Source organism: Chryseobacterium jejuense (assembly GCF_900100075.1).
Classification (GTDB): Bacteria; Bacteroidota; Bacteroidia; order Flavobacteriales; family Weeksellaceae; genus Chryseobacterium; species Chryseobacterium jejuense.
In genome coordinates this window covers 66,444-82,531 of the sequence record NZ_FNEG01000007.1, presented here as the reverse complement: position 1 = coordinate 82,531, position 16,088 = coordinate 66,444, and the positions used below count along the sequence as shown (strand labels likewise).

Annotated in this window: 10 protein-coding genes; all 10 read right to left on the bottom strand. The window is 35.7% G+C overall.

Annotated elements, in window-relative coordinates:
* Positions 1–47: 47 nt before the first annotated feature.
* Positions 48–1,580, bottom strand: coding sequence for a M20/M25/M40 family metallo-hydrolase (locus tag BLS98_RS19615; protein ID WP_089738647.1), 1,533 nt, complete (start codon positions 1,578–1,580; stop codon positions 48–50).
* A gap of 181 nt (positions 1,581–1,761) precedes the next feature.
* Positions 1,762–2,892, bottom strand: a complete 1,131-nt coding sequence (locus tag BLS98_RS19610; RefSeq protein ID WP_089738646.1) for an alpha/beta hydrolase — start codon at positions 2,890–2,892, stop codon at positions 1,762–1,764.
* A gap of 126 nt (positions 2,893–3,018) precedes the next feature.
* Positions 3,019–3,564, bottom strand: coding sequence for a Crp/Fnr family transcriptional regulator (locus BLS98_RS19605; RefSeq protein WP_089738644.1), 546 nt, complete (start codon positions 3,562–3,564; stop codon positions 3,019–3,021).
* 121 nt (positions 3,565–3,685) lie between these two features.
* Positions 3,686–4,450: a type I methionyl aminopeptidase gene (map, locus tag BLS98_RS19600; RefSeq protein WP_089738642.1), complete on the bottom strand. Its 765-nt coding sequence runs from the start codon at positions 4,448–4,450 to the stop codon at positions 3,686–3,688.
* Positions 4,451–4,921: 471 nt separating this feature from the next.
* On the bottom strand, positions 4,922–5,377 hold the full coding sequence (locus BLS98_RS19595; protein ID WP_089738640.1) for a hypothetical protein: 456 nt from the start codon (positions 5,375–5,377) through the stop codon (positions 4,922–4,924).
* A 14-nt stretch (positions 5,378–5,391) separates the two neighbouring features.
* Entirely contained in the window at positions 5,392–8,997 is a 3,606-nt protein-coding gene (locus BLS98_RS19590; RefSeq protein ID WP_089738637.1) for a DUF6443 domain-containing protein, read from the bottom strand.
* Positions 8,998–9,014: 17 nt separating this feature from the next.
* On the bottom strand, positions 9,015–9,143 hold the full coding sequence (locus tag BLS98_RS23700) for a hypothetical protein (protein ID WP_262487364.1): 129 nt from the start codon (positions 9,141–9,143) through the stop codon (positions 9,015–9,017).
* 11 nt (positions 9,144–9,154) lie between these two features.
* Complete coding sequence (locus BLS98_RS19585; RefSeq protein ID WP_089738635.1) at positions 9,155–12,139, bottom strand: hypothetical protein; 2,985 nt, start codon at positions 12,137–12,139, stop codon at positions 9,155–9,157.
* Between the two features lie 113 nt (positions 12,140–12,252).
* The gene (locus tag BLS98_RS19580) at positions 12,253–13,875 is read right to left on the bottom strand and encodes a T9SS type A sorting domain-containing protein (RefSeq protein ID WP_089738633.1); all 1,623 of its coding nucleotides are present in this window, start codon (positions 13,873–13,875) and stop codon (positions 12,253–12,255) included.
* A 268-nt stretch (positions 13,876–14,143) separates the two neighbouring features.
* A complete protein-coding gene (locus BLS98_RS19575; RefSeq protein ID WP_089738631.1) occupies positions 14,144–15,994 on the bottom strand; it encodes a right-handed parallel beta-helix repeat-containing protein in 1,851 nt (616 codons plus the stop codon).
* Between the last annotated feature and the right edge of the window lie 94 nt (positions 15,995–16,088).

Here is a 16,088-nt window from a genome sequence, read left to right as displayed (position 1 = left end):
ATGGTAAATTTTGCTGCTGAATTCTTGTTGTTTATACCCTACCTACTCTACTTATCATAATTTTTCATCATAAATTCAAAATAGTGGATCATTTTCAGATAGTTTTCTATACTGAGATATTCGTTTGTACTGTGGATACTTTGCTGTTCTGAGCTATTGATTCTGATCGGCATGAATCTGTAAACGTTTTTGCTTACAATTTCATATTTACCGGCATCGGTTCCGGCCATAGTAAGATAGGGGGAAACAATGGCTTCAGGATAGATTTCTTTTACTCCTGATTCAATCAATTTAAAGGCTTTGGTATTGGATGGAGATATGGCAGAAGCTTCTCTTGTATTATCGATTTCTTCCACCTCAACATCAAAATCTTTTGTGGCTTTTGCAATATGATCACGTACGTCTTTTACTGTATTTCCGGGAAGAAGTCTGAAATTGACTACAAATTCAACTTCGGGAGAAAGAACATTGGTTCCGTCACTTCCTTTCATCATCGTTAAAGCGGTTGTAGTTCGTACCAATGCATTGGTTGTATTATTTTTGGTAAGTTGAGAGATCAATATAGGTTTTAAAAGCCATTGGTTGGCGAGTGCCATTCTGGTTGTAAAGGGCATTGCTCCCCCAATATTATCAAAAAACTCTTTAATTAATGGCGTTATCACAGGTTTCATCTGATCGTCTTCCAGTCTTTGCATTATAACCGCAGCTTTTCCTATTGCACTTTCCATGGGTGGCATTGAGGAGTGCCCACCAAGCCCTTTTACCTTTATTTTTGCAGAAAGAAAGCCTTTTTCAGCGCATCCTACTACGGCTACATCAGCATCTACTCCGGCTACATTTCCTTTTCGCATAATGAGTCCGCCTTCATCATACACAGCATCAAACTTCAATCCTTTTTTCTTAAAATAATCTGCAATCTGAATGGCTCCTTTTTGTCCACCCACTTCTTCATCAAAACCAAAAGCCAGATAGATATCGCGCTGAGGAATCTGTTTGCTTTTAATCTGATTATTCATGGCTTCCATTAAAGAGAAAAGCATCCCTTTCATATCTATTGCTCCTCTGCCGTAAATTCGGCCATTGGCCACTGTTCCTGAAAAAGGCGCAAAATCCCAGTCTTCAGCAACCTTCGCAACAGGTTCTGCCGGCTTATCATCTGGTCTGAAGATATTTTCAGTAGTATTTTTTACATCAGCATCTCCTGGCGGAACCACATCCATATGAGAAAGGAATAATATAGGCTCCAGCTTTGGATTGCTTCCTTTCAGCCTGAATACTAATCCGTATTGATTAACCTCAACAGTTTCCGTATTCTGACATACTAACGGATAGGTTGTTTTCAGATATTCTTTAAACTGTTCAAACGGTGCATAGTTGAATTCTCCCAAACTTCCTGTAGAAACGGTAGGGATCTTTATTCCTCCGGAAAATCTTGCTACAGCGGAATCATTTTTTACAGGCTTCCATCCTTCTCCAGCTCCTGAAGTGCTTTTCTTAAAAGGATAAGTGTAAGTTTTAATCAATACTATGGCAGCCAGAATAACGAGAATTCCCAGAAGGGTTAAAAGGACTTTTTTCATAACAGAATGATTTTGTGAATGGGTTTGGTCCTATAAAGATAGCAAAGTATTTGGTCTTTAACAATTATTAAGAAAAGGAAGATGGAGGCTGGAAGTTACTATTAGACTGTTCATCAATGATCGTATGTCAATAACTTTCTTTTCCTAACTTCTATCTTCCTACTAATTTTATTGATAATGATTATTTATTTCGGGCCTGTAATATCCAGTGAATAATGTCCCTTAAAACAAGTTCTGAATTTCCAAGATTACAATGATTCTCGGCCAGATCATATTTTGTATACATTTTATAGGTAAGTGATTTTACATTGGGCAAAGCATCTATTACTCTCTTGTACAATTCAACAGGAATAAAGTGATCTTCATTGGAACTGAGAAGTAAAAAATCCTGAGTAATCTGTGATCCGATACTTTCCATTTCGAAATGCTGGACTTTCCTGATGTAATCATAAGGAGTTTCTACATTCATACTGAACATTCCATGCTGCATGGCCCATTTTACCAGAGGATCAACCGCCATTTTCCTTTGAACAAGTTCATTTACCTTTTCTTTTTCTTCAGCATCCATCAATATTCTTAATTCATTGGGTACTTTAGTCAATATGACATCGTAAAAACTAGGCATAATTCCCCACGCTACGACTCTCTGGATACGATGTTCAAAGGCTGCAGCTCTGGGTGCCAGCATTCCACCTAAAGACAATCCAATGAGGGTCACATTTTCCAATTGATAAGCATCCAAAATGGCTTTAATGGGTTTTTCCCATTCATAGGTATAATAAATACCGGATTCTCGTAAAGCTCCGCCCTGCCCCGGGCCATCAAAAATGTAGACTGCAATTCCTTCGGATACCAAGCGTTGAACAACAGGTAAAAATTCTTCCATATAAGAATCATTTCCGCCATGAATAATGACAGTGTCTTTTATTTCTTCTTTGGGAAGACAGATCCAAACCGGAAGTTTTCCTTTCTCATACTCTACTTCATCCCGTTTGATTTCTTTATCAAAAATCACCTTGTGGTAATCATAAAATAAAGATTTTGACTGGTTATACAGTCTCGATTTTTCCGAAGTGCCATCTGCTTCAAAAAACTCTGCCATCCTGTAATACCCAATGGCTTTAGGAATCTGTCCGTTGGTTTCTGCTTCTTTAGCCAGAATACCCATTTCCCTTACCCAATCTTCTGTAGTGCTAATCCTGGATGCTATTGTTTTGATTTCTTCCAGATCTCCATTACCCCACATTAAGGTTCTGTTCAGTTGAAAATTAAAATTGGCTTCATCATGTAATTGATACGTTCCTTTTTTCATTATGTTTCTATTTTGGTGAAAAAATGGTAAGCTGTATTTGTTGAAATCAGCAATACCTTGTGAGCTAAACTTTTTCGAAAGTAGTCTTAAAGTTTAGCTTTTCTTTTCGCCTAGATTAAAAAAGGATTATTTCTGCTGAGCTCTTACTTTGCTCAGTTGTTGCTGCGTCATTCCCAGATATCCTGCAATATATCCAAGGTTGATTCTCTGAAGCCAGTCCGGATGGGCAGCTACAAAATCATTATAACGCTGATCTGTAGTTTTGATCTGAAGATCCATTAGTCTGCTGCCCATGGTTATTAGGCTTTCTGCAAAAAGATCTTCCATGAACTGTTGTATTTCGGGATTGTTTGATTTCAACTCAAGGAGCTCACGGTAAGGCAATCTGAATATCTCGCTATTGTCTTCAATGACTTCAATTCCAAATGGAACGGCTTTTCCGGATAATACGCTTGAAAAAAGGGCTATAAAGCTATGGTCTGAACTGATCCAATGGGTGTGGTCCTGCGCTTTTTCGTCATAGTAAAAAATCCGGACTACTCCTTTTTTGATATAAAATAAATCACGGTGAACCTGGTCAATATCCATCAATATTTCTTTTTTACGATAGATATGACTATCAAACAAATGAATAACGTTTTCGATGATCTTAAGGTTCTTTTCACTGACCATTTTGGAATATTTCTCGTTGAATACTTTTAATTAAAACAGCATCTCCAGCCTCACACTATTGAAAAAAATAGTATAAATATATTCAGACATGAAGATCCATTTTCAATAAACTGGTGATCCACTAATTCAGTATTCCATTCATTTGAGTTAAAATAACAGGTTTTCCATCCGTAATTAAAATGGTATGTTCGTGTTGTGCCATATAACCACCTTTATTACCAACCATAGTCCAGCCATCTTTTAGCTCTACAGCAAGGTTTGAGGATGTTGAAATAAATGTTTCAATCGCCACTACTGAGTTTTTCTTAAAGCGTCTGGTATCGAAACGGTTTCTATAATTCAACAATTCATCCGGTTCTTCATGTAAACTTCTTCCTACTCCATGCCCACCAAGATTTTTAATGACTTTAAAACCTCTTTTCTTTGCTTCAGTTTCCATTAAAAATCCAATATCGGCTATTTTCACACCACCTCTAATGTTATCAATTGTTTTTTGAAGAATATCTTTGGAAGCATCTACTAACTTCTGATGTTGGTTGATATCTTTCCCAATCACAAAAGAACCACCATTATCAGCCCAATATCCATTAAGCTCGGCAGAAACATCAATATTGATAAGATCACCTTCTTTCAAAACCCTTTGATCTGTAGGAATACCATGACAAAATTCGTTATCTACACTTATACAGGTCCATCCGGGAAATCCATAAGTAAGATAAGGGGCAGACTTGGCCCCGAAATCAGCCAATATTTTGGCTCCATACTCATCGAGCACCTTTGTGGTCATCCCCGGCTGAGCATATTGCGTCATCTCTTTTAAAGTATACGCCACCGCTTCACTCACTTTTTGCATTCCGGCTAACTGATCGTCGTTGGTAATTGACATGATTTTATTTTTTGGTTGGGATAAGAATTTCAATACTAAGGAAGACCATGGTACTGAAAAAGACAAAGTTAAAGAATAAAAATTTCTTTGTAAATATAAATTGAGACTAAAAAAATAACCCTTGTAACAGCAAGGGTTATTTTTATTTCTTGTATTAGGTGCTTGACAGTTTAAAGTCGCGAGACTTTGCGCAGCAGAGGATTATTGGATTGGTCAAAAATGCCACAAGAAAGGATTCGTGCGGCAGATGGGTATAGCCCCGCTGTTTTCGTAGACCCTTTAGCTTTTCCATCATGATTTTTTATACATTACCACAAATATAAAAAATTCAGCCCTTTTATTCTATACCTAAACATTATCCCAAAGATTTATTTATATTGTTCTGTTTCCATATACAAAACAGAACAAGAAAACCACCGCAGTTGCAGTGGTTATTGTGTTATCTGCTCAAAGTCTGTTACTTTGTAATCATTAGTTTATTTTACCAATATTTATAATATTGTTCATCCCATCTGAATACTTAGTTTGCAGAATAATATTTAATATATCCTGAGGCAAATCATCTATAGTCAAAGGATTCATAGGGCTTGTTACTAAATGATAATCATAGTCAAGAAAGTTATTTAAATTAGTTTTATCAAAAGAATAAAATCCTTTTTTGGTCATAGAAACAAAATCGTGTAAATATCTTTCATCAGCACCTGTGCCAAATATTTCGATCAATAAATCATTCAGTTTTGGGTTTACTATTACCTCCGATATTTCTTGTAAATTTCTAAAATATGACACTAGTCTTTCATTGTTTTCCGATGATTTCGCTACTGATTCAGGTAATCTACCAGCTCCAGACGCTATAAACCCTATATACTTACCATCTGTAAAAAACCAATCTATATCTAAGGTTTGTTGTTCTATTTCTGTGTACATAAATAATAATATTTTTATTTCCCAAAAGTTGCTTTACAGTTATCACACATTGGTACAACTTTTCCAGTTCTTGGCCTTATTGCTTCAGTAAAATTAACTTGTGATGCCGTAGCGGAAGGATTATTTAATAATAATTCATTTCCGGCATTAAACTCAGCACAGCATCCAACCGGATTTCCAGAGGCTGTCCTCGTACCAAGCCCCCCTAATTCATTCACAACACCTTCCAACTGTGGAGCAATCGTAGACGGTGGGGCCCCACTTATCCCTATAGCTGTTTTTCCATTTAATTCTGCTCCAACTATAGCTGCTGGAGCTTTTCCAGCATTAAACATTTCAGCTGCAGTAGTGTTTACTTCAGTACCAAGTTTACTTATTGTTCTGGCTGTTTTAGCAGCTGTAATACTACCTTTAATAGCACTTCCAGCTCCTTCCGTACCAGCAATTATAGCCATTTCAGCCAAAGCTTTTCCTGCTATCTTTCCAGCTCCTGTTGCATCTCCTTTTTTAAAACTATCCACAGCAATTGCTGGAGCTGATATTGCAGTAGCGACAGCACCTACTCCTTTATTAACACCCGCTTTTAGAATACTCCCTGAATTATTGTATATTGATTTCGCTGTTCCTCCTGGATCAGTAACAATTTGTTTAACACCTTGATAAGTTTCTGTTGCCACACCTTTTGCACCCTGATACATTCCAGAATAATAAGTTTTAGCAAGATTCCATAAATTACCACAACATCCTTGTGCTTCTTTACCATCTGGATCAACAAACATTATTGGATTATCCAAAGCATAAGTATAGGGTGAGAACCTTCTTGATTTTTCTGCTAATTCATCTGCGACACCCCACCTACCGATATCCGGCATATAAAATCTAGCTCCATAATCATACATACCATTTTCCTGAAGCTCCTTGCCATTGTACTTATACTGATATGCAGAATTCCCCAACAGAGTATTATACCCTTCATGTTTTAATCCAAAAGGATAATAATTATTTTCTTCAATGATCTCTGTTCCTAATCCATTTTTAGAATAGCTTAATCTGGTATTTCCAAGATGATCGGTATAATTATAAACATATTTTCCGGTCTCAGCATTAAAATAGCCTTCTGCTGTTGGGAAGAATTTTAATATTGAATTGGTATACTGAAAGCCATCCAAATAATCGGTTATTTCTGTTCCAAAAACCTTTCTTACTTTCACTCCATCTGCTTTGTAAATATAATCGGTTACTTTAGCGTTTTGGGTAATCTTTCCAGGTAAATTTAGATAATTATACTGAATGGAGGAAATGCCTTTATCCACCTGAGTCGTCATATTTCCATTTGCATCATAGGTAATAGTACTTCCGGTACTTCCAGCTGCTAATGGATAGCCACTTATGGCATTTCCGGTTCCGATTTCTTTAAGATAGGATAACTTATTACTTTGTTCCACATTTTCATAATGGTATTCCAGATGGTCCATTACTTCAGGTGCGGTGTATCCTGGAAGCTGCTTTCCTCTTCTTAAAAGTGTTCTAATATTTCCATTAAGATCATAGGTAAGCTGTTCGTGGTATTCTCCTCTCTCTAAATTCATGGCATCCCAGAAACGACCTTCTTTAAGTCGGTTAAGGGCATCGTATTCATAAGAATAATTTCTCAGTACAGCATCATTTTGGGTAATCCATGACATCTGGGAAATATTTCCATTGTATCTCGCAGAGCCTGAATACTGGCTATTAGGTTTGTTATATCTTAGTTCGTAAGCAAAAAGTTTATTCTGCAAATTGGAAGGATCATTAAGTTTGGTCATCCAACCTCTTATATTGTAAACATATTTGACACGCTGCAATGGGCTGCCTGTAGTATTTCCTACGTTTTTAGTCTGCAATTGTCCCAGATCATTATAAAGGTTTTCGGCAAGAAGCTCCTGAGCTCCGCCATTTACCTGATTCCAATGTCTTACCAATCTTTCCTGATGATCATATTCAAAGGTTTCTTTAAGGTTGATCTTCGGGTCATTGGCTGTTCTTTTATGCTCAATAAGGGTATATTCCGGTACTCCTGAAAACTTCAGATAACTTTCAGTTTTGGTATATCCGCCTAAATGATTTAAAGAATGGTTAGCAATTGCTCGTCCTCTCTTATCATAATAGGTGTATACTTTTGTCCAGCTATCATTTTCAATATTTTTAGTATAGCTGGCTGTGGGAAGGCTTTTAGTACTTACATCCGAATTCTGCGCCTGTGGTAATACGTCCTGATTTAAAACCGTAGTCACTGAGGGTGCTTCCTGAGGATAAGTATCATAATAATTGACATTCAGAATGGTGGGTATTTCTCCAACAAAGGCACTATCGGTATAGTACACAGTGATGCCATTTCGAGTAAATCCTGTTGTACTTCTATCTTCAGTAATTACCAGATCCTTGATTTGATTTTCCCTGCCTGCTCTATCACCACCTGTTAACAATCCTGTATAAGCAATTCTCCCCAATTTGTCATATTTGTTAATAAGCCATTTGTTCTGGTCTTTGAGATTGGCATCCTGAGTTAGAATCAGTCTGTCTGATTTATCATATACCATCTTTTCCCAACCTTTGCCAGGAAGTTTCTTTTCTACAAGTCTGCTTTTACCATCATATCTGTATTGATAACAAAGATCTTCTTTCACTGTAGCAGAAACGGCTGACGCAGTAGAAGCTAAAGGTGGAATAACAAATACCAATTGATCGTATTCATTATAGACGTAATAAGTATCTGCATTTTCTGAGGAACTGATGACTTTTCTTACCAACAGAGTCTGCCCTTTTCCATTTTTAAATTCTATGGTTTTATTATGGTCTTCATCTGTTATCGTGTTTTTATACAGCTGTGCTTCTCCATATGTACCAGATATGCTTAGTTCAGAGGAAGTAGCTCCGTCTGGCCATGTAGTGACTGTTGTATATTTTTTAACCTCCCCCTGTACATTAGCTTCATATCCAAAAATAACAGGTTTGTTTTTCCAGTCATTACCAGGGCTATTTTGGTTTAAAACTCTATCAAGTGGGGAGTTTTCCAGGGTTTTATGAGCAAAAGGATAGGAATCATTAATATCATTAGACTGATAATAACTATTGGCACTAGTTTCTACTCCGGTCTGGATATTTCCATTTAATGAGGCCATAGGAACCGGGAGCCAACTATCAACCTGCCTTCCAAATCCGTCATAAGGAATATGAGTTACAAGGTCTTTTCCGCTAGAGGTAGATTTTATACTGACAGCTTGTTTAGGTCTTCCCAATCCATCAAAAAACTGCACATTTTGTATTTGCTGAAGAGATCCGTCTGAAACTGTAGTGGGTACTAAATATTGTCTGGTATAAATATAATTTTCGGTACCTGGAATATTGGATGAATAATCTACCGTGATAGGGGTATAGGTATCACCATTACCAGAGGGTGCCCCGCCAATGTAAGCACGAAAAGTTCCATTAACTGAATTGAATTGAAACCCTGGAAGCATACGTATATTTACAGGGTCTGACACTTCGGTATTAGGAGCAGGAGGGGTTGTTAAAACAATCTGTCCAAAATGATGAAGGCTCCATAACAGCCCTATGCTTATATATATTTTTTTATGCATTATTTTATATTAGCAGATTAGTTCTTTGTATTGAAATGAGAGTCATAAGCACCTACTGATAGGGATTCAGATACTGTATGAACAACATCTGCTGATATATATAGTGGAATGGCTAAAGCTCCTGTAGTGAATATTATTTTTTTCATAATTTGAGTTATCATTGTTTATAGTTATATTTAAATTCTTTTAATAGTTTTCCAGTCTGGTTATTTTCTCTGACTTCTTTAAGCCTGCCTGCAGTATCATAAAGATAAACTTCCCGGATGCCTGATGGCGGGGTAATACTTCTTACTCCAATTAAAGGATCATAACTGTAGGTGGTGATCTGATAACCACCTAAATCTTTTTTGAAAGTATTAAAAGCGTTTAATAAGTTGGTTTCATCATTATTTCTTTCAGCTGCTGCATCCGTATTAGAGGCATTCACAATACTGTCTATAAGAGATTGTCCAATATTTTCCAGTTTTGCATTTTCAATCTTAGCAATTGGCTGAGTCCCATTATATCCCCAGATGATAACTGTGGAAATACCGTCTTTTGTAGTATATTGTACTAGATTTTCTTTTGAATCGTATTGGTCATAAACAACCTCATTAAAACGCTCAAATGCACCAGGAACCATTGTAACACCAAAACCATTGTCAAGTGGGGCTGCTACCATAGCATCTTCAGTATAATATAAGCTCCTTTTAGGTAAGTCCAGATTGTTATTTGGGTTGTGTTCATAAACTGTTTGCGTTCTGTTTTGGAAAATATTATTTTTATAGTTACTAGTAACCAAGGGAACTCCTACTATATTGTTCCCTATCATATAAGGTAAAGAAAAATAAGGTGGATAATTTTGTTGTGGCTGATTACCATGTCTCAAATCTTCAGCATATAGGTATGTTGTTTTAAACTCTGTGTTATCCGAATACTCTTTAATTACTTTTGTAAGATTGAGATGTAAATTACCTTCAAAATAATTTGTTGATTTTTCTTCTACAACAGAACTCCCAAAATATTTCTTTGTAATAGATTTTTTTAAGACATATGGCAATCCATAAAACTTATAGAACATCCTCCAAGCAACAGCGGTTTCTATAAGGGTTACATAGTTGTTACTTAATAATTTATGAGACTTAAGAGACGAATATATATTGAAGTTTTCCTGTACAATATTGTTTCCGTCTTTATAAAATACTTCTCGGATCAGTTTTCCTCTTTCATTATCTTTATTATCAAGATATCTTAAAAAATACCTTTGCTGATAATTGGCGGGATTAACATTTACACCCGGTGGAAAACGAACCTGTGGTCCTTGGCTATAAACAAGAGAGTCAGGATTTGATGCATAGTCGCTAAAAAAATATTTTTTCTTGAGTTCATTGTTTTCCAGCTCAGAAACTTCAGAATACCCTATATGATATGAACTTAATGAGGTAGTATTAATATTAGTAGCCTCTTCAGAGATGGTTCTTGAGTTCGAACTCCCAGCATTTAAATCTACAAAATTTACCATTCTATAATCATTATAAAGTATTCCTGTTGATGGTCCATTAATATTACCTGATGAAAAATCTTTAATATATCTATACTCTTTAGTTATAGTATTATTGCCATCAAATGAAGAAATTTTCTTTATTCTTGCCCCCCCTGCAATATCATTATTGGGTACAAGTTGTTTTATAAAATTTGTGGAGCTATTTTTTGTAACCTTTTGAGCATAACTATTAGGCTCATAGTCAAATAAACTATACCCACCAGTAGGATAAGTCACCTTGTTTAATAAGGCGACATCAAACAAAGAATTACTAGAAGCGCGGCTTGTTCCTGTAATTGTTATATCGCCAGTAGAAAAATTCAATTGATAATTAGGAATTAAAGCATTTTGAGTGGCATTGGCTCCATTCCAGAATCCCCAGTAATCAGTTCCAAAAGTATTGAATTTTGGGAATGTCGTATTTAAATTATAATTAAAAAGATGTTTTTGATCTGTATTCTTGATTATTTCAGTTAAAAAATAATAATCTTTATTTGAGGTATTGTATCTAAGCTCGAATTTATCAACATTAGAAGTATTCTGAGATTTATTTTTAACTTCAATGAATTCTAAAAGATAAGCATCGAAATTCTCAGCAACATTTGCCTGTTGGGTTTTGTATATAAATTTTATGAAAAACCTATCTGGTATTTCTATACTTTCTGGAAATACTTTTTTTACTACTTCAATACTATAATGAGGAAGTTCCTGATAAAATGGAAATCCTGATCCACCATTATAAATAGTTGTTTCAGTACTGTTTTTTTGATTAACATTCAAATATAACTCATAATATGGTTGAGTATTACTTGCAGACCCAGAAAGTCCAAAATTCTTTTTTATTGGAAGATAATTATTTTTTATGCAAAAATCACTGGCATCAAAATATAATGGTCGGGATTTATAATTGATATTCAAGAATTCTCCATTTGCAAATTTCACCTTATACAGATACCATCCTGAAATCATATAATTAGCACGTGCTTCTGGAAGGACTCCTGATGGTTGTTCAGGGTTTAAATGATGTCCCAATGAATAAGATACCTCTACATTATTTGTATTATCACCAAAATAATATTCATTACCTTGTCCATCTACAATACTGAATCCTGAAGGGTTAGGGTCACAGTAGAAGTTATCCTGGTAAGAAAAATTATCTATATTGACAATGAGGTTAGGTGTACTGGAAGATACAACGGGTTTTCCGTTATTACCTATATAGAAATAACCATTTATTCCAAAAAAATTAAAATTAAACTTATCGGCTCTTAACTCGCTAAACCTTCCGGCAATATTAATATAATTATTATTAAGGTGATAATTATATCCATTATTGAAAGCACTTGAATTACTGATTGGATTATTCTTTACAGTGTATAAAAAACCATTAAAATTACCATCTGAAATAAAATCATCTGCTATTCCTCGGACTTCCCGGGTAATAGCTCCTCCATAATTTAAGCTCCAGTTATATCCAACATAATTACTTTTTTTTCCTGGAATAAAACCAGATGAGTTGTAACTTAAACTAATATTGTTTTTCTCACTAGAAAATATTGGAATTTGCAAATCTAAGCCCCCTGTAAATAAATTCACTGGAATGTTTCCGAATCTTTCCATCTCAGTTGCTGCTGGGGTTTTAGGGAAGGTCGAAGTGTATGAAGGTGTTGATACTGTTTGACAAAAACTTTTTGTAAAAAACAAAAATATATTTAAAATTAATAGCCTTTTCATTATTTCTTAATCAGTTTAGCATTTGCTGTTTTGTTATTATCAGTTTTTATTGTAACCAAATAAGCTCCCTGCACCAAAGCCTGGGTATTAATCTTGGTCACTCTGTTCTTCGTTTTAAAATTCTGAAGCTGTCTTCCGCTCATATCATACAGCATAATATCAGCCTCTTTAAAATCAAAACCAATTTCTACATACGCATAATCCGATACCGGATTTGGATAAATTTTAATATCATATTTCTCTATCAGATCATTCACTTGTTTATCACCCAGCTTTACAATCTTCCAGTTCTCCTTACCAAGTTCTTTGGCACTGGTTCCGGCTAAAACGATAGAACCATCTCTATTTAGCTTCAAATCTGAAAGCCTTTCTTCTTTTTGTCTGGATTCTCCTGTAACATGCTTTCTCCACTGCTCATTTCCATTACTATCTAAATATAGCATCCAAAAGGTTTCATCGTTTTCTTGTATTCTTCCTTCGGCTTGAGTATAACCGCCTAATAAGATTCCTTTAGTTTGTTCATGCCCTTGAATTGCATTCATACCCATCAGAATATCCCGGTTCTTGAAATTGTAAGATTTCTGCCACTGCTCATCTCCTCTTTCGTTAAGAGCAATAATCCAAAGATCAGTTCCTTCTTCAATGCCTACTGTTTTGTTTCCGGATCTTTCGGATCTAGATTCACCACCGATGATATAACCGTCTGCGGTAGAGGCTAATGTTCTGATATGATCGTCTCCTTTACCTCCGAAATTCTTTTCCCATTCTACTTTTCCGTTTTTATCCAGTTTGACAATCCAGTAGTCGCCTTCACCAAAATTGCTGCTTTGTTTTGAGGTAGCAGATATCAGGTTGCGGGTAGCAGTACTTGTATCCGAAGATTTCCTTTCAGGATTTCTAATCTCGGATCCTGAAACACGAACCTCGGAACTCCTTGAATAAACTCCCAATAAGGCTCCACCGTCCTTCGTTGGAATCATCTTTTCAACTTCATCCAACCCTTTTCCACCTAAAATCAGTTGAGAGAGCTCTTTTCCTTCTTTATCCAGCCTGGTAATCCAGACATCTTTAGAGCCATAACCATTGGAAGAACTTTGTACATTTCCAGCGACGAAAAAGCCCAAATCTGTACTTTGAATGACTGCTCTGGCTTCTTCATCAGAGGAAGTTCCCAATGTTCTCTGCCATAGTTCATCCCCGAATTCATTGATTCTGATCAGCCAGATGTCTGCTCCTCCTTTGGACTCTTCTTTTTTATCCAATCCTTTTCCTGAATAGGAAGTCCCGGCCAATAGAAATCCACCATCCTGAGTGGCTACCGTTGCAGATAAGTAATCGTGATTGCTTCCTGAAAAATATTTTTCCCAGGCTTCATTTCCCTGCTGGTTCAGTTTAACCAAATGGAAATCATAACCATTATTTTGTCTGCTTCCAGCTTCCAACTTCCCGCTTCCTGCCTGAATAGAGCTTCCAGTAATGAGATACTGTTGATCGATGGTAGTAGTGACCTGGCTTAGAAAATCCTGAGTAGAGGATTTAATATCTTTTTGCCACAGAACTTCCTGGGCAGACAGCCCCAGAATAGTGCATACAGTACATGCACTGAGATAAATCTTTTTCATTCCCGTGTTATTTTGAGTTTAATGATTAACTTTTCAAATTTTGCGCAAATTTAACTTTTTTTCAGTCCATGCAAGTCATTTTATTGTGATTTAATATAGAACATTTCCAAACATCAGGATATTTCATTGCGATTCTATGATCCTTCATTGACTCTACAAATCTACTACAGCACTGTGACACTTGACGTATTAACAACAAAAAAGGGCCAGCTCCGAAGAGCCAACCCTCAAAACATTAACTGTTTATTGATTGAATAATTCTTCTTACTTATTGCAAAGGAGAATTACTATCATTAATTTTAGGAACAGTAGTAATATTTGAAAACAAAGCTGAAGCTTTAAATATATTTCCTTTAAACAAAGAATAGTTAACATTTAATGGTAGATTAAAAGGAACTATAGAATTTGCTGAAATAAATTTACTATTCAATACTTCCAAAACTCCCAATTGTCCAAAAGGTGTATCCAGAAATCCATTGGCACTATAATTATTGATATCACTATTTTTGATTACCATTTCAAAATTCGATTTCGGATTCAGAAAGGTAAGATTCTTAAATGTACTGTTATCTATAATCACCTTCTGTGAGCCATACGCTCCAATAAGAAGATTCATCGGGCCCGAAGACTCCACCTGACAATTTCTAAAAATAACTGTTAGAGACTGGCAGCGGATATCCATATCAACAGGTAAACGAATTTCACAGCTATCAAATAACTGTTCATGATCTGTATTGGTAAGATAAAGAAGTGTTTTAGGTGCATACCCAAGGCTATTAAGATCGAATAAAGTATTGAAATACTCAATATGCCCCAGAATGGTGGCAGGAGAAAAGTTTCTATAAGCCCAGTTTCCTTTACAGTTTCTTACTGTTAGATTACAATTCATTCCATATATATCAGGAAATGTAACAGGTGATATTCCGGAGTTAAAAGAAGTATCATTAATACAATTTTCTACGATAACATCGGTAGGTTTTTGTATACCGTTTGAAATAGATACTAAAGTTTCTTTTGGTTGCATTATACGTTCGCCAAAATAAATATTTGAGAGAAGTACATTATCAGTATCACCAATCTCAATACAACGTGCACAATCCAAAATAAAAGTATCACTTACAATAACTTTTGTGTTTTTTCCCGAAGTAATATTAATGCCATCATATGAATTTTTAATTGTATTTCCATGAACCACATAAGTATAAGTTTCGGTTCCTATTGTGGCGGGAGTTACAATGATTCCTTTATCATCATGATTTTCTACATAGTTATTTACAATTTGAGCACCATGTGTTTTCTCTACCCAAATTCCACCATTAAATTCATTCCCAAGAGCATTATGCCCTTCTTTACAAATATTTCCGGCAATATAAACTTCTTCACTTTGAGTAGTCTCCCTATCACAAACAATACCAACTCTTTGATAATCCGTACAATAATTGTTTGTAATTTTACAACCAGAAGCTGACATCACAATAATACCATCTCCATTTTGCCCTCTCGTTGCAGTTGTTGTACAATGGTCAATATGAGCATAAGAGGATCCCGCTGCCGTAATTCCTGCCCCCTGAACATTATTTACTTTTACATTTCTAATAATACAGTTTTCACTGTAATTTACATACAGCCCTCCTCCAATAATATTATCTCCAGTTCCGGTCCCCATTATTGTAATATCTTCAACAATAGCACCCTTAAGTCCAACTGATATTTTAGCGTCTGCAGTGATCGTTCTTAATGTACCCGTCCCTGTTATACTACAACCAATTACTTTGTCACTGGTAATTTGAAATATTTTCCCCTCAGGTATCAATAAAAATTTCTTTTCTTCACTACAGTAATCTGTTGCCAACTTATAAGCTATAGTATCATCAGCAATATCATCCCCTTTTGCTCCAAACCATAATAAATTTACTGGTCCTTCGTAAGATCTTCTCCAGGCACCTATCCCCCCAACAGTTATAATAGTCCCATTATTTCCGGTACCAGAATATGCCCCATCCCAATAAAATTCACCACCACCACCATCATTGGCAGCATGATACCCTCTTACAATATAGAAATCGGCATCTGTATTTCCATTTTTAGTTTTTAAGTCTACAATTGAATTTAATGTCATAATTAATTGTTTTAATGATTCAGGACAAAGCTATCCCATCAAAGCGACAGAACTCGACGTATTAAAAACAAAAAAGGGCCAGCTCCGAAGAGCC